The following is a 19,983-nucleotide window of genomic DNA, read 5'->3' as shown; positions in this document are numbered from 1 at the left end:
GGGCTTGCCCCCGATTGCAGTGTGTCAGTCACAGACAAGCTGACTGATGCACCGCTATCGGGAACAAGCTCCCTCCCACAGGTCATTCGCCACAAAATTGACTTTGATCTGGGGGACCAACGCCCGTTGGTCCCTACAACCTTGGTTTGTCGTGGTTTTCTTCTATTCTCTGCTCAAGGGATCTCTACAGGAGTCGCAGGATAGAAACAGCCTCGCCTTGGGCTGAGGTTGAACACCGATCTACCGAGGGTCGCCGCCATGCCGCGCAACCTTTGTCTTACCCGCCAGTGCCTGGGCCTGGTCACCCGTATCGAATGTTCCATTCGCCCTCTCGCGGGGGATAACGGGATGTGGACCTTGTTGTTTGCCGCCGGAATGACCGGTGAACAGCCGTCCACCATCAAGTCCCAAGGCCCGTTCCATGGGCCTTTCGTGGCAGAAACTATCCTTGAATCCATCGTCGACAGCCTGACGCTGCACGGCTATGAGCGGGCGGGCGACCCGCAGATCTGGTGCCTGCACATGCAGGCCCATCTGCGACAGCTCAATGGCGGGCGGTCACCGAGCCTCAGTGACACCCATCACTGAGGGCTATTTGCTCTCTGGCTTGTCCAGCTTGACCTCAAAGCCGTATTGCACGGTGTTGAGGTCGGTGCGCTGGTAGCTCTCCAGCGTGGTCGGCTGGCCGTAGAAATAATGCACATCAAACAGCGCCGTGCCGTATTCCTCGGCGCGGTGGCTGACGCCGAGGATTTCCTTGAGGTAGTTGCCGCTGGCGTCCTTGGCGTAGAAGCGCCAGCTGTCAGATGGAAATTCCTTTTGATCAACAACCAGCGCGTTGTCCTTGAGGCTCAGGCCTTTGGGCAGCTTGGCCACGTCAATCGTGGCTTTCTCGATGTTGGCCAGAAACAGCGGAATCGAGCCCACCACAAACGCCGGGTTTTCCGGGAACAGGTTCAGGTCGTAAGTGAGGGTGCCGCGTGCCGCATCCAGCTCGAAAGCCTCGGTTGGCAGCTCGATGGGCTCGCCACGTTCGCCCTTGTCATCGGCGGTGAAGAAGGTAATGGGCGCGTCGCTGCTGTTGCGTTCACTGCCGACCAGGTCGTCATTGAAGGTGAACGGATGGTCGAACACGATATGTGCGGCGCTGGCGTCTTCGGTGGACTGGCTGATGGTCACACTGTTTTTCAGCTGGTCCTCGGTCATGCTGGCGTCTTTGAGCCAACTGGCGGCGCCGTCGTCATACACGGTGACCGGCATCGGCAAGGGCTCGACGGTCTTTTGCAGGCTGTTCTTGTCGAAACGCAGCACGGGCAGGTCGAGATCTTTGCGGGTAACCGTGGCCGTGGAGAAGTCGAGTACGTTGACCTGGAGGTTGTCGATCACGCCGTTGAAATACACCTTGGCGTAATGGCTGTTTTGTTTGTGTTCAAAGGCTTTCTGTTCGTCGGTTAACTGTTTTTCGAAGGCGTCGGACCAGGCCTTCTGTTTTTGCATCTCGGCCAGTTGCTTCTCGTAGAACGCCACCTGCGCGGCATTTTCGTTGATCGAGCCTGAGCGTGTGAGGAATTGCCCGGTGCTGTCCCGTGCCTGCACCAGCAGCGGGTTAGGCGATTCGTCGTCCACCTCGGGCGCCAACGGTGCGCTGTTGGTCAGCTCGATTTCGGCGTAGTTCTTTTCAAGCAGCAGCAGGTTGAGGGTGATCGTGCCCTCGGTGCGTTTGTGCCCCACATCCTTTTTCGACAAGTCAAAGGTCAGCACTTTGCCCGGCGCAACCACTTCCACCGCACCTTTGAGGCTGACGGGCTGCGGCTGGCTCTTGTTTTCGGTCTCGACACCCTCGATAAACGGGTAGGTCACCGTCAGGTCATCGGGGTTGGTCAGGTTGGAACTGCTGGGGCTCAACTGGATGCCGGGGTCGGTTTCCGACCATTCGGGCTGGAAGGGGATGACCTTGTTGTTGCTCAAGGTGACCGACTTCCACTCCAGCCCGTGGGGGAACGGGAACTGGTCAGGCATGTTGAAGCTGAACGGGAACACTGGCTGCAAGTCCGTCAGGTAGTCGGAGTGGGAGGCTTTGCGCAGCACGAACAGGCCGTTGACGTAGGTGTCGACCAGGGCTTGAGGCGTGGGGTAATGCTTGAGCAGGGCGAGGGTGTCTTCGCCGTATTCCGCTTCGATGGGCTTGTCGGCGAGCTTGACCCGCGCCCGTTCCAGCAACAGCAGCGAACCGCCGAGATCGGCGATGGCGTCGCGCAGTTTGGGGTCCTGGATGCTGTCCAGCGACTGTTCGAACTGGGCGGTTTTCTCTTCGAGGGTGGCCTGCTTTTTCGGCTCATCCTTGGGGGAGCAACCGCTGGCCATCAGCAACACCGCAAGCAGGCCAATACTGGCCAAAGGGGTTCGCACATCCATCATCTGAATCTTCCTGTCCGACGTCATCGAGCCGAGTTGATGGGCTCGACACTAGCAGAAAAATTCTCTTACAGATGCCGCCTGAGTCAGTTTTCTCGTGCTTACAGGTGTCTTGTAGCGGCTGGTATACTCGCCGCCATTTTTAGCCAAGCTGTGTGAGAACCAATGGAACGTTTTATCGAAAATGCTATGTACGCCTCGCGTTGGCTGCTGGCGCCGATCTATTTCGGCTTGTCCCTGGGGTTGCTGGCGCTGGCGCTGAAATTCTTCCAGGAAGTGATCCACCTGCTGCCGAGCGTATTCTCGATGGCCGAGTCGGAACTGATCCTGGTGTTGCTGTCGTTGATCGACATGGCCCTGGTCGGCGGCTTGCTGGTGATGGTGATGATTTCCGGCTACGAGAACTTCGTCTCGCAGCTGGACATCGATGAGAGCAAGGAAAAGCTCAACTGGCTGGGCACCATGGACTCCTCGTCGCTGAAAATGAAAGTGGCGGCTTCCATCGTGGCGATTTCGTCCATCCACTTGCTGCGCATCTTCATGGACGCCAAGAACGTCGATCCGCAGCACCTGATGTGGTACGTGATCATCCACATGACCTTCGTGATCTCGGCGTTTGCCATGGGTTACCTGGACAAGGTCACCAAGCACTGATCCCCCGCGCCAGCCTTACTGCTCGACGAAGTAGTAAGGCTGGCGGCTGATCGCCATCTCCTTGATGACGGTCACCTTCTCACCCAGCCTGTCGGTGCTATCCAGCAACGCAACGTTGCCCGGTTTGCTCATAAGGAACGCGCGCAACTCCGGCTCGGTTTGCAGGATCGGCACGTAGGCCTGCATGTAGAACACACCGGCTCCGAAAATACGTTCATTCGGCTGGTACATCGCCACTGCTCGACCCTCTGCCTGCAATGCCTGGATCTGACTGATCACCGGCACGAACGACTCGCGCTTGTCGGCCTTGGGGGCAAACCAGAAGGCCGCGCTCAGGTAGCTGGCAAACAGCACGGCAAACACCCCAACGATTGCCTGTCGATGGTAGCGGTACAGGCCCGGTTTTCGATCTTTCAGCCAGTGCAGCACCACCTGCGCATACTCGGCCGCCAGCACAGCCGCGGCGGGAGTGAGCGACATCAGGTAAACCGTGCGTTTGCTGGAAGCCAGCGTCAGCAGAGTGAACTGCGCCACCAGCCACACGCTGAAAAACACCCGATAGCGATTACGCACCAGGCTTTTACGAAAGTGCCACAACCCCAGGTACACCAGGATGTTCCAGGGCAAAAACGCCTCGGGCAGTTTGGCAATGTAGTAGTAGAACGGCTCGTAATGCCCGGCCTCGACAAACGAACCGCTGAACCGCCCGACGCTGTTGGTCCACAGCACTTCGCCGACAGCCTGCATGCCGCCACGCTGAAACAGGAACCCCAGCCAGATCATCAGCGGCACCAACGCCAGCAAGGTAAACAGCCCAGGCTTGAACCAGTCACCGATGCGCAAGCGCCGGTCCAGCACACTGGTCACCGCCAGATACACAAAAATCACGATCCCCGGCATGGCCAGGCCCAGCACACCCTTACTCAGCGTGGCGATCACCATGCCCGCAGTAAACAACGCCCAAGCCCCCGCGCTGGAACCTTCGCGATCCGGCCGCACAGCCTGGTAGAACGCCAGCAACGCCGTGGTCACGCCGAGGGTCAGCAGCGCATCCTCACCCACGCCGCGCACATTGCTCCAGAAACTGGCCATCGTCGCCAGAATCAGCGCGGCACTGAACGCCAGCGTCTTCGGCCGACCAAACCGACGCAACATCCCGTAGAACAGCATCACACTGAACAACCCGGCAAACGCCGATGCCAAACGCACGGCCCACGTGGTGCCGCCAAACAAGCGAATCGCACCGGCGTCGAGCCAAAGGCTCAGGGGTGGTTTTTCCAGAAACGGCTCGCGAAACAGGCGCGGTACCACCCAGTCATTGTCCAAGTGCATGGCCATGGCAATCCCGGCAACGCGGGCTTCGGTGGAGCCTTGCAGTTCGTGTTTGCCCAGGGCAAAGAAGAACAGCAGGCCAGCAAGCAGGAGCAGCAGGGGAGCGGGACGCGTCATGGGTTCAGGCTACCGGGGCAGAGGGGGGCGCTCGGGGGAGCGGTTATTGCTGTGGGGGTAGTATCTGTTGGGGTTTCTGAATATTTCGTGAACGGGTTGGAAAATAATGCGCTATGCAGCCTCGGCGGCTTGGGAGCTGGTTTGCTCGCAAACCAGCTTCGGGTCGACTGCAACCATCAGCGGCTGACGGTTTCTGACCCGAGGCTTATTCCCCATACGTAGGGCTGGCCCACTGCCCGATAAAGTCGCCAATTCTGCGCTCAATGCCACTTTCAACTGTCCGCAGTCGCAGAATAGGAATGCCACTTCTCGTCAAAATTTCATTTTTCATGGCGTCTCGGGCCGCCTGCACGGGGTGGTCGTGGTAACCGCCATCGACCTCGATCACCCCTATCGGTTTCTTGCCCACTTTGAAATAGATCACGAAATCGCAACTGGCGCGCTTCATGAACGCTCGCTGGGGCTTCGTCCAGTCGAGGTTATCCGGCGAAGCAAGCTTATCCAGCTGGATCTGGGTGTGGAATTTCAATGATTTGCAGGCTGGGGCTGACAGCGCTTCGCGCAGCAGTTGTGCCACGATCTGCTCGGACTTGTAGCGTGAATCATTGGGCCGCAGGCGGGCGCCCAAGCGTGCCAGAGATTGGTCGTATTCGCTGTACAGCAAGTCGAATGCCGAGACCACGGGCGCGCGTACGATCTGCTCGTCCTGCGTGTAATAGCTGATGTAGCGTATTAGTGCTGCGATGTGACCATTGTTGTCCGTGAACACCTCGTCGCCGGTCACGAGAGTGAAGCGGTGTTTGGCTCGCGAAACTGCCACATTGATCATGCGCGGGTCGTCGACGAAATCCAGGCGTGTTTGCGCCTGGTTATAGCGCTTTTTGTCCAGCACGGTGGAGAAGACGATCTCGTCGCATTCACGTCCCTGAAACTTGTGCACGGTGTCCTTAATGAAGTCCGTCGGCAAGTGCGTGTCAGAAAGGCTGACTTGCGCCCGGAACGGAGCGATGTATCCACGGCCTTCACCGTCTATTGCGACGGGCTGGCCTTCGTCCTCAAGCATCTTCAACAGGGAGTCCAGCTCCCGAAGGTTAGTGTTCTTCCTGGCGTGGTTGCCCTTTGCTGTTACCACCAAGCGTAGAGGGGATTCACCCTTGTCTACTGTCATTGGAACCAGTGCGTTGTCGTAGAACTGCTGGTTGCAGAACTGGATGATTCTGGGGTGACAGCGGTAGTGCTCTTTCAGCAGGGTTCTGGGCAGTGCATCCTGAAAGACGGCAACGCAAGAATCCAGCAGGCTGTACTGCTCGCAATCGTAGCCCTCGGCGGGTGCCTTAAGCCCCAGTTTCACAGGGATATGCGGCAACTGGCGATTGTCTCCAACGACAATCAGATTCCTTGCGCAGCCCAGTGGCAGAATGCCCGGCACGATGTCCTGCAAAGAGGCTTCATCAATGATCACGTAGTCGAGGACCGCTCCCGGTGCGATCGAATTGACGATGGAGTGCGTGCCGCTGCCCAGGATAGGAAAGCGCTGGGCGAAGGCATCAAAATGCTTGCAGTAGGTTTTGACGTCAAAGCTGTCCGACGGAGGTACCTGAAGTTGCAGGTGCTGCTTCAAGTGGTGCATCGATGCTGCTGTCAGCTCTTTCAGCAGGGCCGTGAAGTTCGCGCGCGCCAGCGATTCACGACACGTCCGCAACTCTGCTTCCTTATCCCGTAGAGCCTTGTCGTAGTAATGCAGTTGCAGTGCATGGAAAACGGCCATGCGCGTCTCGCCCTCAGCGAATGGCGTTGTGCGAAAGATTCTGAATTTGAACAGTAACTCGATGCGGTCTTTGATATGAATGCGCTGCTCGCCGAGGTAAGCCAGGTAGGCCATGAGGTCCGCAGTCTTGCGTGGTGTCAGGCCATACTTGTGGAGCGAGCCTTTGGCCCGTACATCATTTTTTGCCTGCCACTGTTCCAGGTAATGCCGCTCGATGACTAGCTCGTCCAATTCGATTTGCAGTTGTGCCGCCCTGTTATGGTCTTGCAAATGCTGTTTTACGCGGGCCAGCAAGGCCTGGATCTCATCCAGGGACGGTGCCGGTTCGAGCGCGCTCGTTGGCCACGCAGGCAGGTCGGCGAAGAAAGCCTCACGTTTGTCCTTGTTGCCAAGCTTGGCGACCAAGTGGCCAAGGTCGTATTTTTCCAGCTTTTCGTAGACGTTTTCCACGGCAGCATTGTTATTGGACAGCACCGCTACCGTTTGTCCACGTAACAGAATATTGGCGAGGATGTTTAGGATCGTCTGGGTCTTGCCGGTGCCTGGTGGGCCTTCGATCACGCTGACTTGCGCGCTGAACGCCCGCTCGACCGCCTGAAGCTGGCTCTGGTTAAGCCCGAACGGATAGATGAGCCCCTGACCCGGCGCCAGCGTGCCGTTGCGCCCCGAACAATAGGCGTGCAAGGCAGTACCCGAGATGGCAGGCAGTTTTGCGAGCTGGCGCACCACATTGCTGGCAATTTCACGATCAGTGTCCGACTCGGCGTGATCGTGTCGTGCATTGGCCACGTTAGCGAAATAGTCGAAGACTGGCGTTTCTTTCATTGATGTCGGGGCTGTAAAGCTGATGCCGTCCATCTTGTAGACATAGGGCTTTTTGGCGCCCGGGTAGTGCACGGCGGCATATCGCTCGGCGTAAATCGTGGCTTTTTCAATGAGCGTGACAACCATGCTGCCGGGCTTGCGCAGTAAGACATTGGTCAACTCGCGGGTGGGCGAAACTTTGCAGCTACTGAGTGGGCGGGTGTATTTCTTTTTGGAGGGAAAGTGACAGGTCAGTTCAAGGGCTTCGTACTTGTCGCTCCAACGAATCGCCCAGTCGCTGATCTTGGTGGTCTTGTCCTCACCATCCACTTGAATCGAAGTCATATTTCTTATCCCTATGCACATGACATCCGGCTTCGTCTCGCGCCGAATGCTCCTTTTCCCAAGAGAACAAATGTGGCTGTCATTGCTTGAGGGGCGATCGGCTTGCGCACTTGTTCGGTGAAAGAAGTAGTCAGAATGATGGCGATGACTCTGCACGATCTACTGATCGATGTATGTCGTCCATTTCTCTTGGGGGGCGCACGACGTTTCCGATGCTTTTCCCAATGTTCAGGGTTTCACGTGGTCAGGCGTAGGGCTTGAAGTCGTTGCTGTCGCGATTCAGTAGTTGCATCAGCTTGGGGTGGATAAAGAGCTTTTCCTTGCCGACCTTGTTCGCGGGGGGTACATCCAGCAGTAGGCGGTGGTAGTCGGCTCGGTGGGCGATGATGTAGCTGCCGCAGTTGGCTATGGGGTCTGTCGGCTTGCCAAGGGGTGGTGAAGCGGTTGTGTACCCATCCAAGGGCAAGGGGGTTCTGAGGGGTGCCCTTTTCGCGGCGTAAGCCTAAACATATGCGCCTATCGTGTTTCTATTTTTTAGTTTTAACGACATGTTTTACTTTCGTGTCGCTGGCGGCGACATTGTCGAATATCGGCATGTATGAGGCGCCTCGGAATTTGATGTTTAGTATTAAGTACCCGTACTGACAGGCAGGCACATGGCCGAGGCGCTGAATTCGCCTCGGCCTTTTTGGTTACTGAGGCGTTTGGGCGTTTTGGGTGAGTACCAGTACCCGCTCAACCAACAACTCGCCCAGCACCACTAATTGTTGAGTGGCCAGCAGCTTGTGACGGTTGGCCCCTTCGGATTCAAAGGCCAGGTCGGTGGTCATGGCGTTGATCGAGGCGAGGGTTTCGCTGGCTTGGATCAGCAGTGTTTCGCAGGGGATGTCGGGGGCGAGGGTGAAGAGGGTGGTTGAAGGCGGATTGGGGGTGAGTTTTTTCATGGCTGAAGCTCCTTGATTGATGGAGTCACCAGACATCGCTGCTAAACGATAAGGGTGGCGACTGTACGCGGGTTAGCAGACCAGGAATCAAGGAACCCGGCGCACCCGAAAGTGCCCCACGCACAGCCGCCATAAAGCGAACCAGTCGATGCATAAAAGCAGTGCTGGAACGAAAGGTGGCGTTGCAGGCCTTGATATTAAACGAGCTGCTAAACCCGGTCGCTGATTTTGCAGCGACTGGAGGAGGCTATCTGTGTAAGAGGTGTTGTACCAGTTCATCGATGGCGCGACATCTTGCAGGAAAATTCTGAAGGGGTGGTTTACGGCGTTTTCAGTGCTGCCGTCGTCTACGCCAATTGTGGAGGTTACGTATGTGTAGCCTCAGCCAGGCGATAATTCACAACCTAAAGCGAACACTCCGGATGTGCACCCTTGGATGCTAGACTTGCGGCTTTGCCCGAACTCCAAGGAGCCATTGCGTGAACACGGAAAATCATTCCCAGACGGCCGCGTTTCTATGGTCCATTGCCGATCTGCTGCGCGGTGACTTTAAGCAATCGCAATACGGCCGCATCATCCTACCATTCACCTTGTTACGGCGTATGGAGTGTGTTCTGGCGCCAAACAAAGACGCCGTGGTTCGCGAATTCTATGCTCAAGAAGGCCGCCCGGACACTGTACGTGATATGTATATGATGCGGGCCGCAGGTGGGCAGCAGTTCTTCAATGCCTCGCCACTGACTCTCGGTACTCTGTCCGACACTCAAACCGCCGCTGACCTGATGAGCTACGTGCAGGCATTCAGCAAGGATGCCCGCGAGATCTTTGAGCACTTCCATTTCGAAGACTTCGTTCAGCAACTGGAAACCGCCAACCTGCTATATCAGGTGGTGCAGCGCTTCGCCGCCACTGATCTGAGCCCCGAGGTCATCAGCAACTTCGGCATGGGCATCATCTTCGAAGAGCTTATCCGCAAGTTTGCAGAAAGCTCCAACGAAACCGCCGGTGAGCACTTCACCCCGCGCGATATCGTGCACCTCACCACCTCACTGGTGATTACCGATCAGGACCACAAGCTCGCGCCCAACAGCATCGTCACCATCTACGACCCAACTGCCGGCACCGGCGGCTTTCTGTCTGAGGGTGATGAGTACATTCAGTCCATCAGCGAAAAGGTCTCGGTCTCCCTGCACGGTCAGGAGCTCAACCCCGAGTCCTATGCCATCTGCAAGGCGGACATGCTGATCAAGGGGCAGGACGTGACTAGCATCAAGCTCGGCAACACCTTGTCTAACGACCAACTGGCCGACAAGCGCTTCGACTTTATGCTCAGCAACCCGCCGTTCGGCGTGGAATGGAAGAAGGTACAGAAGCAAATTACCGACGAGCACAGCCAAAAAGGGTTCGACGGCCGCTTCGGCCCCGGCCTGCCACGGGTGTCCGACGGCTCGCTGCTGTTCCTCCTGCACCTAGTCAGCAAGATGCGTGACCCGCGCGACGGTGGCTCGCGCATCGGCATCATCCTCAACGGCTCGCCGCTGTTTACCGGCGGCGCGGGTTCGGGGGAGTCGGAGATTCGCCGCTACCTGCTGCAGAACGATCTGGTCGAAGCCATCGTCGCGTTGCCCACCGATATGTTTTACAACACCGGCATTGCTACCTATGTGTGGATACTCTCCAACCACAAGGCCGCTGCGCGCCAGGGCAAGGTGCAGTTGATCGACGGCAGCCAGCACTTCGCCAAAATGCGTAAGTCGCTGGGCAGTAAGCGCTCGTATATCACCGAAGATCAAATCAGCGAGCTGGTGCGCCTTTATGGCAGTTTCGAGCACAGCGCGCAGAGCAAAATCTTCCCCATCGACGCTTTCGGCTACCGACGCATCACCGTTGAACGCCCGCTACGTTTGAACTTCCAAGCTAGCGCCGAACGCATCGCTAAAGTGCTGGAAGAAAAGGCTATCCAGAAACTCGACAGCGTTGCACAGCAGCAATTGGTGGCAGTCCTGCAAACGATGGGTACGAGTGTGCTGCACCGCAATCGCGATCAATTCAGCAAGGTGCTGAAAAAAAACCTTACCGCGCACGGTGTCAGCCTAAGCGCGCCGGAACTCAAAGCCCTGCTAAACGCCCTGAGCGAGCGCGACCCCGAGGCGGATATCTGCATGTTCAAGGGGCATCCGGAAGCAGACGCTGGCCTGCGTGACAACGAGAACGTGCCGTTGGGCGAATCGGTGCACGACTACTTCCAGCGTGAAGTAATCCCCCATGTGCCGGACGCGTGGATCGACGAAAGCAAAACTGACGCCCAGGATGGTGAGGTCGGCATTGTCGGCTTCGAGATTCCCTTTAACCGCCATTTCTATGTGTTCCAACCACCGCGCCCGTTGGCCGAGATCGATAGCGACCTGAAAGCCTGCACCGACCGTATCAAGCAGATGATTGAGGGGCTTTCGGCATGAGTTTTCCTGGGTATCCAGCGTACAAACATTCCGGGGTTAAGCTGCTTGGTGAGTTTCCAGGTCACTGGACGCTAAAGCGATTCAAGAATGTTTTTGCGGAAAGGGTCGAGCGGAGTACAGAGGGAGCTGAGGAACTTTTGTCCGTCTCCGCGTATTTCGGCATAAAACCACGGTCTGAGACGCTTGATGAAGGCGATCACCTATCGCGCGCAGAGTCTCTTGAAGGGTACAAAGTATGCCAAGCTGGTGATCTCGTTATTAACATTATGCTTGCCTGGAATCGGGGGCTTGGCTTCTCTTGGCAAAGAGGAATTGTCAGCCCTGCGTACTGCGTTTTTTATGTGACAGATGGATCTGTACCTGAGTTTCTTGATTACCTAGTGCGCTCAGATGAGTGCATTAGGTATTTCAAAACGCACTCCGCAGGGATTATGGACTCTCGGTTAAGGCTCTACCCGGAGTCTTTTGGACGACTCTTTACCGCAATTCCACCTGCTTGCGAACAAGCCCAAATCGCCCACTTCCTCGATCACGAAACCGCCCGCATCGACGCGTTGATCGAAGAGCAGCAGCGCCTGATCGAACTGCTTAAGGAAAAGCGCCAGGCCGTGATCTCCCATGCCGTCACCAAAGGCCTCGACCCCACGGTGCCGATGAAAGACTCCAGCGTGGAGTGGCTGGGCGAAGTGCCGGCGCATTGGAAGGTTGTGCGGCTCAAGAATATCTCGCGCATTGTGGACTGTAAAAACCGAACTCCAGAATATGTTGAAGATGGTGAATATTTAGTGGTTCGAACCTCAAATATAAAAAAGCAGCATCTAAGTCTAGATAATGCTCTATATACGGATCGTCGTAACTTTGAGATATGGACGGAAAGAGGTATTCCTCCGCCAGGGTCAATTTTCTTTACTCGGGAAGCCCCTTCGGGAGAGGTTTGTATCGTGCCTGCTGATACAGCTCTTTGTATGGGCCAGCGGATGATGAATATCATCCCAACTGATTCAGAGCTCACGCCATTTGTTTTTGATTTTCTTACCTCTGATTGCCTTGCTAGATATATTGAAAGCGAGGCATCTGGCAGTACGGTGGTTCATCTTAGAGTCGAGCAGGTTTATAATATTCCTCTTGTTGTTCCACCGAAAGTTGAGAGAGACGAAATTGATAAGTTGGTTGGCCAGTTAAAAGCTCAGTATGAAATCCTAATAACTCAGTCGGAAGCTAGTGTTGTACTGCTTTGTGAGCGCCGCTCTGCCCTGATCTCCGCCGCCGTCAGCGGCAAAATCGACGTGCGCGGCTGGCAGCCTCTGGTCAGCGTGCAAGCCCCCTTATTAGAAGCAGAGGCCGTATAAATGGCGGACAGCAAGGAAGCTCAGTTTCAAAAAGACATTATCGACACCCTAGCCAATCAAGGCTGGTTAGTGGGCACCGCCAGCGGTTACGACCGACGCACGGCGCTGTACACCGAAGACGTGCTGGGCTACTTCAAGGAGGCCCGGCCGGAGCGCTGGGACAAGTTCGCCAAGGCCAACCCGAATAACCCGGATGATGTGCTGGTGCAAAAGCTGGTGCGCGAGCTGGAGCGGAGCGGCACCCTGGATGTGCTGCGCCACGGCTTTAAGCTGCCGGCGGTAAAGGTCGAGCTGTGCAGCTTCCAGCCTGACCACGGGATGAACCCGGACACCCTCAAGCGTTACCACTGCAACCGCTTGCGCGTGGTGCCTGAGGTGTCCTATTCGCCGCATGCGCGTGAGGCTGGCAGTAGCGGGCAGAGTTACGACCCGCGTCTGGACCTGGTTCTGTTCGTCAATGGCATCCCCACCGCCACGCTGGAGCTGAAAAGCGAGTTCAAGCAGTCGGTGGAAAACGCCAAGCGCCAGTATCGCAATGACCGCCCAGTAAAAGACCCGCTAACGCGCAAACCTGAGCCGCTGCTGACCTTCAAGCGTGGTGCGCTGGTGCACTTTGCCGTTGGCCAGAATGAAGTGGCGATGACCACCAAACTGGCGGGTAGAGACACTTTCTTCTTGCCGTTTAACCTCGGCAGCGCAGAAGGCGGCGCGGGCAACCCGATGCCTGAGGACGACAGCCAATACGCCACCAGTTACCTGTGGCAACGTCTGTTGCAGCCGGACGCCTGGCTCAAAGTGCTGGGCCGCTTTCTGCACTTGGATAAGAAAACCAGCGAAGGCTTCGATGGCTCGCTGGTGACCAAAGAAACAATGATCTTCCCGCGTTACCACCAATGGGAAGTGGTCAATAAGCTGATCAGTACCACTCGCGCCGAAGGGCCGGGTAAGCGTTATTTGATTCAGCACAGCGCTGGCTCAGGCAAGTCAAACTCCATCGCCTGGACCGCTCATCAATTGGCCTCGCTGTACGACGATGCCGGTCAGCGCCTGTTCAATTCGGTGATCGTGGTCACCGACCGCACGGTGCTGGATAGTCAGCTGCAAAACACCATCTACCAGTTCGAACACGCCCAGGGCGTGGTCAAACCGATCAGCCGGGATGTCGGTAACCAAAGCAAATCCGAACAACTGGCCGAGGCGCTGGCTGAGCAGACGCGCATAATCATCGTCACTATCCAAACCTTCCCAGCGCTGTTCGATGCACTGGACAAGTACCCCAAGCTGGCCAGTGGGCGCTATGCGGTCATTGCCGACGAGGCGCATTCCTCGCAAACCGGCTCATCGGCCAGCAAGTTGAAACAGATTCTCGGCAGTGATGCGCTGGAAGCAGAAGAGGTCAGCGCCGAGGATTTGTTGGATGCCGCCGTACAGGCGCGCCAACCAAATGAACGCATCAGCTACTACGCGTTTACCGCAACGCCCAAAGCCAAGACTTTGGAACTGTTCGGGCGCCCGGCCGACCCTACGCTACCAGCCAGCTCCAGCAACAAGCCCGAAGCGTTCCACTTGTACTCCATGCGCCAGGCAATTGAAGAAGGTTTTATCCTTGACGTGCTGCGCAACTACACCACCTACAGCACCGCCTGGAAGATCGCCCACCCGGACGGGGAAGACGACGAGGTGGACAGCAAAAAGGCGCGCATCAAGCTCGCACGCTGGGTGCGGTTGCACCCGTACAACATCAGCCAGAAGGTCGAGGTCATCGTCGAGCATTTCCGCACAAATATCCGCGGTTTGCTCAATGGTCAAGCCAAGGCCATGGTAGTGACCAGCAGTCGTCAAGAAGCGGTTCGTTATCAGTTGGCATTGAAAGCGTATGTGCAGCAGATGGGTTACAGCGATGTGCACCCTTTGGTGGCGTTCTCCGGCAGCGTGTTACCGGATGAGGTTATTCCCGAAGAAGTGAAAGAAAACAGCAGCCTGCTCAACGCCGGCCTGAATGGCCGCGACCTGGCGGACGCTTTCGACACCCAAGACTTCAATGTGATGATTGCCGCCAATAAATACCAGACCGGCTTTGACCAGCCCAAGCTGTGCGCCATGTACGTGGATAAGAAGCTGCAAGGCGTGGACTGCGTGCAAACGTTATCGCGGTTGAATCGCACCTTTGGTGACAACAAGCAGACCTTTATCCTCGACTTCTTTAACGAGCCGCAGGATATTCTCGATGCCTTTTTGCCGTACTACACCAAGGCCGAGCTGACCGACGTGACCGACCCGCAGATCATCTATGACCTGCAAAAGAAGCTGGATGCTGAGGGTATCTATCACTGGCAAGAGGTCGAAGCGTTTGCCTTGGCTTTCTTCGACCCCAAGGCGCAAGCCAGCAAACTCAGTTACTACTGCGCGCCGGCAAAAGAGCGTTTTGCTAAGCGCTATGCCTTCTCGCTGGAATCTCGTCAGCAGGCGCTTGATTACAAACGAACCGCCGAAGCCAATGGCGATAGCGCCGGCTTGAAAAAAGCCGAGCACGCATTGAAAGAAGCTGGCGAGCAGGTTGACCAGCTCGACCTGTTCCGCAAGAACCTGCAAAGCTTTGTGCGCCTCTATGAGTTTCTATCGCAAATCGTGCCTTACGAGGATCACGAACTAGAACAGCTGTGCGTGTACGCCAAACATCTACACCCGCTGCTACGCGTAGATCGCTTACTGGAAGACGACGTGGATGTGGGTGAGCTGCAACTGAGCCACTATCGCCTGAGCAAGCGCGCCGAACAACTGCTACGTCTGAACGAGGAAACGGGTAAATACACCGTCAAACCTGGCAGTGACGTGGGTAGCGGTAAGCCGCATGATCCGGAGAAGAAGCGTTTATCCGAAATCATTGAGGCGCTGAACGATATTTTTGGTGCCGAGGTGAGCGACGACGATCAGTTGCAGTTCCTCACCGGCATTGCCCAGCGCATCAGCCGTCAGGAAGATGTGATGGCCCAGGTGAACAACCATTCGGTGGATCAAGTGATGCTCGGCCTGTTTCCCAAGCGCGTCCTCGATACCGTGTTGGACGCTATGACTGATCACGAGAAGCTCTCGCTGGAAGTGCTGGATAACGAAACGAAGAGCCGCGCGTTTGCGCTGGTGATTTTGAAGATGCTCAAGACGGTAGCTGTCCTCGATGAGACCCGTTTGGGCGGTGCGTAAAACAGCTGGTAAGGCAAAGGAGCAACAGTGGCAATTCCAGACTTTCAAAGTGTGATGCGCCCAGTGCTGAGCACCGTGCAAAACGGTGCGCCGCTGCCGCTCAATGAGTTGCGCGAGCGGGTGGCCGAGCAGTTTCAATTGACCGAGGACGAACGCAAGGAGCGCCTTCCCTCCGACCGGCAGACGGTGATCAACAATCGAGTGGGTTGGGCTCGCACTTATTTGAATAAGGCTGGGTTGCTGTGCATTCCCGCCAAGGGCATGGTGCAAATTACCCCGCGTGGCCTTGATGCTTTGACCAATGGTCCGCAGCGCATTACGGTGAGCTGGTTGAAGCAGTTTCCAGAGTTTGCGGACTTCCATACAGCTAAATCACAATCCGTAGATGTTCCCGCCCTGCTGAGCGTTGGTATTGCCGAAACCACGCCAGACGAGCAGTTGGCGGAGGCGCACCAGGCTCTGATGCAGTCCCTGGCAGATGAGCTGCTGACGCAAGTCCGGCTAGCCACTCCAAGTTTTTTTGAGCAGTTGGTAGTCGATCTTATGATTGCCATGGGTTACGGCGGTTCGCGTAAAGAGGCTGGTAAGGCGACTCAAGCGACCAATGATGACGGTATCGACGGCATCATCAAGGAAGACAAGCTCGGCCTAGATGTGATCTATCTGCAGGCAAAGCGCTGGGCCAACACGGTACATCGTCCTGAGATCGACAAGTTTATCGGCGCACTGACTCGCCAGCGTGCGCGTAAGGGCGTGTTCATCACCACATCAGAGTTCTCTGAGGGCGCCCGTACTGCAGCGTTGGGGTTGGATATTAAAGTAGTCTTGATCGATGGTGTTGAGCTGGCGCGATTGATGGTGGAGAACAACCTGGGCGTCAGCGTCAAGCAGGTGTACGAGGTGAAGCAACTCGACAGTGATTATTTCGCGGGTGAATGACTGTAACGTGGTGGATCGGGCGGCTTGCCTGAGATGCTGTTCGGTCTGGAACCCAAAAAAATTGCGAAGAGTTCAATAGCTTTTACTTCTTGATTTCACTGAATTCCAGACACAAAAAAAGACGTCCAAAGACGTCTTTTTTCGTTGAGTTGGTGGGCCGGGGTAAGTTGAACTGCTATTTCAACTTATTGAAATTATTAATATAAAATTTATTTTTTGTCGTTCTGGAATACCGCCTATCCGGAAAGAGGTGCAGCTCCGTCTAATCAACACTCCCGTTCTTTCGGGGGGGCATCTGCCTCGAGCCCGCACATTAATGTTTTCTAGTATTTTCTGCATAGCGCATTCGGAGCCCGCCGGCTGACACACATTGCAGATGAGGTTGAAATGATGGATGCTGTTTTTATGTACAGTATTTAATTTTTTGACGACTCGTTGTGGCTAGGCTTGGGGCAGTCGGTAAGGGTGATGCGAGATCTGAGCTTCCCTGACGCTGGTGGGGACATTTTGCCACTATCGGCGGTAGAGGTTATCCTGCCCGACCCGCATGACCGTACTGCCTATTTGGTAGACGTTTGCCCATCTTCAAGGAAGTAGTTAGGAATGCACGAGACGCTGAGAATAAAAATTGACTTTTTGAAGGAGCGTCAACGGCCAGCTGAAATTTTTCAGGCTATGAGTAGTTATATTGAGGCCTACGAAGCGATAGGCCAAGTCATGGTCGGGAGCCTCGGTGCGCAGGGAGAGTTCGCTCTTCGGCTTGAAGATGTCGAGACTGGTTCAGTTGCTAGTGTGCTCAAGGCCGTTCCTGGACGTCTCAAGGGATGGTTCGAGACTGCTGTTTTCGAATCAAGTATGAAATTAGCGGAAGACCTGGCGGGTCTCGAAAGTACCACTACTGAAGAAGAGGTCGATCAGCTAGCGTCAGGAATTGAAGCTGAACTAGCTAAGTTTAATGATGAACAGATGTTTGCCCCGAAAATTGATCGAAAAGCTTTTGCACATGCATTGAATAAATTATCAGAAGCAAATAAGAGGCTTCTTCCTGAGGAGAGCGCTTCGGCCAGCATCGTTGAGTCGGAAAATGTCACAGCTATCAATACTCACTGGCGTTTTAACGCGAATCCCAAAGAGATGTTTCAAGGGACGACTGAAACTAAAGGCTGCGTGGATAAACTTTACGTCAGAGCTCCAGTCAATATCGGTAAAGGAGCTTGGGCTATGCTCAGCGCCAGTACGAACAATCGCTACAATGCCAAGATCACTGACTTGCCGTGGCTTGAGCAGTACCAGGATGGCTCTATAGCACCTATTGGTCCCAGAGATGTTATGGAGGCTGAGGTTTCAATTGAAATTTACTCTCCGCCTCCGGGGAAAGGTAAACCCTTCATTTCGGGTGCGAAAGTCGTAAGAGTTTTGCAAATTCACCGCGATGTCGGATTACAGCATGAAACCAAACCTCTCTTCTAAAAAACGAAATACGATGTGGGCGGAGCTTTTTTCCGAGTACATCTTCATAGTCACGCCTTTTGTCTTTCTTGTGGCAATCAAACTGTATACATCGTCTTGGAAAGAAATCTTACTAGCGCCTGACTGGTCGTTAGTGTCCTGTATTATTTTTGGCCAGATTGCAGTGAGAATGTCTCGATCTGCAATTAAACATCGCGCCGCGGATGACACGCAGTTTGGGCTGTACTCGGCAAAGCGATTCTTCTTAGTTGCAATGTCTTTGCTATTTTATTTTGGGATGGTGGCGCAGCCCACAATATATCTTGGGTGGGGGCAACTGGTTTTATTTTTAATGGCTAGTTATTTTCATTTTAAAGACGGTCTTGCTGCTCGAATTCTTGAGGGGGGCGTCAAAATTTAATTTTTATCTTGGATCGCGTCCAGGTGCGGGCTGATGATGGCTAGGGTGAATAGGGCCACAAGCGAATCGTTGGTACTGAATTAACTTTCGTTGGCGCGCATCACCAATTTGGCGAAGCATGTTGGGTCGTTCCCGGTCCAAGTAGGCAGCTGGAAATATTGCCGGGTCGTAGGGGATAGCATCCAGCACGTCGATTCCATATTCGACGTAAACACGCTTTCCGAGCGGTGTCAGAGCTAATGCCTTAATCCGACGGATATGCTCCGATATGACTCGATATCCCTCATGTACCAGCAGGTCGCGCAGGTAATGGTTTGAAGCGCGCAGTGCAATCTTCACTCGCACGGATTCCCGATGTGGCCGATCCTGCCAGTAAGCGAATAAATTGAATAAACGAGACTTCAGACATGTGATCGGGTCGATGACGGCGACCTGCACACCTTCGATATCCAGGACGGATAAATACTTGAAAATCTCTTTTTTGGGCGCGCCCCCAACGCTGTCCATTTCCAGGATATCGACGATGACCTCTTTACCGTCAACCCAGTCAATGTACGCGGCGGCAATATTGATCGTATTGTCTTCCATCTTCGCTTTGCGAAAAGGGACGCCCATCATCTGGGCACAATAATCAATAGAGTTGGGCTTGCCGATAAAGTCCAAATCATCGCTAGTGACGAATCCGACATCCTCGCCTGTCATCTCGTCGATGAGGTATTGCCGGGCCCAAAGCGTAAGCGATTGCCCGCCGACGATCACAAGACCGTAATCGGTGACAGCTGATTGAATTGAGGGACGGTAGACGCGCTGAATTAGATCGAGCAGAAAAGCGAAGAGCTCAGAACGTTCAAGTAGGGCGAACGGAGCGTCTTCGTTTACCGCTTCCGGCATCAGTTGCTTAGCGCAGAGAATCGTTGTGGGCGAGCGATTGAAGCAGAGTTGCCACGAAGGGCGGCTTTGGCACGGGCAGCAGCCATTTCAAGCATCTGAGGGTCAGCAGCATAGACAGCATCAACCTGGCGGTCACGTGAGCTGCTTTTAAGGCTCATCATTTCCGAAAAGCTAAGGTCTTTTGAATGCTGGTGGCCGCTGATCATGGCAAAACTACCCATAAGGGTGAAATGGACTTGGATTTGAGGTTAGCACATTCAGTCGGCGCATTTGCAGTCGAAAGGCTGTGATTGCAAGGGATTACCGACGAAATGCATGAGTAGGGAGCCGTCTAGGTGCAAAGGGCCTGCTTCACCGGCCCTTTGCACCTAGACGGCACTTAACGGCACTAAGTGGCCATGATCTTTACCGACGTAAACATCTGTCAAGGGGAATGTCAATATGGTGGACAATTCTGGTTTGGACGAGCCGGTGGATATTATGAAAAAAACGGTGCGCTCTGGGTTTTTCAATACTAGATGTGCTGTTAGGCGGAGTAATCAAAGGCTTGTAGTGGTCAACTACTTCGGCCCGAGCTGGCGCCAGCCCACAGTTGACTCGACTCGCCGGGTCACTACGCAGTGGCCAACGCGCTGCTGCGCTATTGAGTTTGATCCAGTCGGCCAAGCTCAACGGCCACGATGCGTATGCTTATCTGAAGGACGTTCTTACTCGCCTGCCGACGCAGCGGGCGAGTGAGATTGGGGAGCTGTTGCCGCATCGATGGCAACCGGCTTAGTTGCGCAAGACGGGATGCCTGGACGCTTACGCAAAAGCGCTGGAAGCCGCATATTTACTGAATCGCAGGCACAAAAAAAGACGCCAAAAGACGTCTTTTTTATTGAATTGGTGGGCC

15 protein-coding genes and 1 pseudogene are annotated in these 19,983 nt (G+C 55.0%); 9 read left to right on the top strand and 7 right to left on the bottom strand.

What is annotated here, in order from left to right; all coding sequences use genetic code 11:
- The first annotated feature begins 258 nt into the window (after positions 1-258).
- Complete coding sequence (locus DYL61_RS29135) at positions 259-588, top strand: PA4575 family protein (RefSeq protein WP_105699025.1); 330 nt, start codon at positions 259-261, stop codon at positions 586-588.
- Positions 589-591: 3 nt separating this feature from the next.
- Here DYL61_RS29135 and DYL61_RS29130 read toward each other — a convergent pair whose 3' ends face one another.
- Positions 592-2,418, bottom strand: a complete 1,827-nt coding sequence (locus tag DYL61_RS29130) for a hypothetical protein (RefSeq protein WP_135311236.1) — start codon at positions 2,416-2,418, stop codon at positions 592-594.
- A gap of 162 nt (positions 2,419-2,580) precedes the next feature.
- Here DYL61_RS29130 and DYL61_RS29125 point away from each other — a divergent pair, with 162 nt between their 5' ends.
- Entirely contained in the window at positions 2,581-3,069 is a 489-nt protein-coding gene (locus tag DYL61_RS29125) for a TIGR00645 family protein (protein WP_016976786.1), read from the top strand.
- 15 nt (positions 3,070-3,084) lie between these two features.
- Here DYL61_RS29125 and DYL61_RS29120 read toward each other — a convergent pair whose 3' ends face one another.
- From DYL61_RS29120 to DYL61_RS29105, 4 genes are all read right to left on the bottom strand, one after another.
- The gene (locus tag DYL61_RS29120; protein WP_135311235.1) at positions 3,085-4,518 is read right to left on the bottom strand and encodes an ArnT family glycosyltransferase; all 1,434 of its coding nucleotides are present in this window, start codon (positions 4,516-4,518) and stop codon (positions 3,085-3,087) included.
- A 205-nt stretch (positions 4,519-4,723) separates the two neighbouring features.
- Positions 4,724-7,435, bottom strand: a complete 2,712-nt coding sequence (locus tag DYL61_RS29115) for an AAA domain-containing protein (protein WP_135311234.1) — start codon at positions 7,433-7,435, stop codon at positions 4,724-4,726.
- A gap of 244 nt (positions 7,436-7,679) precedes the next feature.
- Complete coding sequence (locus DYL61_RS32005) at positions 7,680-7,895, bottom strand: hypothetical protein (protein ID WP_135311233.1); 216 nt, start codon at positions 7,893-7,895, stop codon at positions 7,680-7,682.
- A 232-nt stretch (positions 7,896-8,127) separates the two neighbouring features.
- A complete protein-coding gene (locus DYL61_RS29105) occupies positions 8,128-8,379 on the bottom strand; it encodes a DUF6124 family protein (protein WP_135311232.1) in 252 nt (83 codons plus the stop codon).
- 479 nt (positions 8,380-8,858) lie between these two features.
- Here DYL61_RS29105 and DYL61_RS29100 point away from each other — a divergent pair, with 479 nt between their 5' ends.
- From DYL61_RS29100 to DYL61_RS29075, 6 genes are all read left to right on the top strand, one after another.
- A complete protein-coding gene (locus DYL61_RS29100; protein WP_135311231.1) occupies positions 8,859-10,838 on the top strand; it encodes a type I restriction-modification system subunit M in 1,980 nt (659 codons plus the stop codon).
- Positions 10,835-12,187: a restriction endonuclease subunit S gene (locus tag DYL61_RS29095; RefSeq protein WP_135311230.1), complete on the top strand. Its 1,353-nt coding sequence runs from the start codon at positions 10,835-10,837 to the stop codon at positions 12,185-12,187. The genes DYL61_RS29100 and DYL61_RS29095 overlap by 4 nt, the downstream gene beginning before the upstream one ends.
- Positions 12,188-15,388 (top strand): type I restriction endonuclease subunit R, encoded by a 3,201-nt coding sequence (locus DYL61_RS29090; protein WP_135311229.1) that lies wholly within the window; start codon positions 12,188-12,190, stop codon positions 15,386-15,388.
- Positions 15,389-15,415: 27 nt separating this feature from the next.
- Positions 15,416-16,327 carry a restriction endonuclease gene (locus DYL61_RS29085; protein ID WP_135311228.1) on the top strand — a complete coding sequence of 304 codons (912 nt, stop codon included), beginning with the start codon at positions 15,416-15,418 and terminating at the stop codon, positions 16,325-16,327.
- Between the two features lie 603 nt (positions 16,328-16,930).
- Positions 16,931-17,797 carry a hypothetical protein gene (locus DYL61_RS29080; RefSeq protein ID WP_135311227.1) on the top strand — a complete coding sequence of 289 codons (867 nt, stop codon included), beginning with the start codon at positions 16,931-16,933 and terminating at the stop codon, positions 17,795-17,797.
- Positions 17,775-18,197, top strand: a complete 423-nt coding sequence (locus DYL61_RS29075; protein WP_135311226.1) for a hypothetical protein — start codon at positions 17,775-17,777, stop codon at positions 18,195-18,197. Before DYL61_RS29080 ends, DYL61_RS29075 begins: the two co-directional genes overlap by 23 nt.
- Positions 18,198-18,200: 3 nt before the next feature.
- Here the strand turns inward: DYL61_RS29075 and DYL61_RS29070 are convergent, their stop codons facing one another.
- Both DYL61_RS29070 and DYL61_RS29065 read right to left on the bottom strand, forming a co-directional pair.
- Positions 18,201-19,088 carry a hypothetical protein gene (locus DYL61_RS29070; protein WP_121136274.1) on the bottom strand — a complete coding sequence of 296 codons (888 nt, stop codon included), beginning with the start codon at positions 19,086-19,088 and terminating at the stop codon, positions 18,201-18,203.
- Entirely contained in the window at positions 19,088-19,294 is a 207-nt protein-coding gene (locus DYL61_RS29065; RefSeq protein WP_135311225.1) for a hypothetical protein, read from the bottom strand. The genes DYL61_RS29070 and DYL61_RS29065 overlap by 1 nt, the downstream gene beginning before the upstream one ends.
- A gap of 398 nt (positions 19,295-19,692) precedes the next feature.
- On the opposite strand from DYL61_RS29065, the pseudogene DYL61_RS29060 reads away from it, so the two are divergent.
- Positions 19,693-19,866, top strand: a pseudogene (locus tag DYL61_RS29060) (transposase domain-containing protein); the annotation flags it as partial.
- Between the last annotated feature and the right edge of the window lie 117 nt (positions 19,867-19,983).

The organism is Pseudomonas nabeulensis (assembly GCF_004682045.1).
Lineage (GTDB): Bacteria > Pseudomonadota > Gammaproteobacteria > Pseudomonadales > Pseudomonadaceae > Aquipseudomonas > Aquipseudomonas nabeulensis.
This window is presented reverse-complemented; position numbering and strand designations above follow the sequence as displayed.

Bases quoted from the DNA above. Each gene is read 5' to 3' on its own strand.
- DYL61_RS29090 (WP_135311229.1), top strand. From the start codon at position 12,188: ATGGCGGACAGCAAGGAAGCTCAGTTTCAAAAAGACATTATCGACACC.
- DYL61_RS29065 (WP_135311225.1), bottom strand. From the start codon at position 19,294: ATGATCAGCGGCCACCAGCATTCAAAAGACCTTAGCTTTTCGGAAATG.
- DYL61_RS29080 (WP_135311227.1), top strand. From the start codon at position 16,931: ATGCACGAGACGCTGAGAATAAAAATTGACTTTTTGAAGGAGCGTCAA.
- DYL61_RS29070 (WP_121136274.1), bottom strand. From the start codon at position 19,088: ATGCCGGAAGCGGTAAACGAAGACGCTCCGTTCGCCCTACTTGAACGT.
- DYL61_RS29130 (WP_135311236.1), bottom strand. From the start codon at position 2,418: ATGATGGATGTGCGAACCCCTTTGGCCAGTATTGGCCTGCTTGCGGTG.
- DYL61_RS29125 (WP_016976786.1), top strand. From the start codon at position 2,581: ATGGAACGTTTTATCGAAAATGCTATGTACGCCTCGCGTTGGCTGCTG.
- DYL61_RS29075 (WP_135311226.1), top strand. From the start codon at position 17,775: ATGAAACCAAACCTCTCTTCTAAAAAACGAAATACGATGTGGGCGGAG.
- DYL61_RS29115 (WP_135311234.1), bottom strand. From the start codon at position 7,435: ATGACTTCGATTCAAGTGGATGGTGAGGACAAGACCACCAAGATCAGC.
- DYL61_RS29095 (WP_135311230.1), top strand. From the start codon at position 10,835: ATGAGTTTTCCTGGGTATCCAGCGTACAAACATTCCGGGGTTAAGCTG.
- DYL61_RS29105 (WP_135311232.1), bottom strand. From the start codon at position 8,379: ATGAAAAAACTCACCCCCAATCCGCCTTCAACCACCCTCTTCACCCTC.
- DYL61_RS29135 (WP_105699025.1), top strand. From the start codon at position 259: ATGCCGCGCAACCTTTGTCTTACCCGCCAGTGCCTGGGCCTGGTCACC.
- DYL61_RS29120 (WP_135311235.1), bottom strand. From the start codon at position 4,518: ATGACGCGTCCCGCTCCCCTGCTGCTCCTGCTTGCTGGCCTGCTGTTC.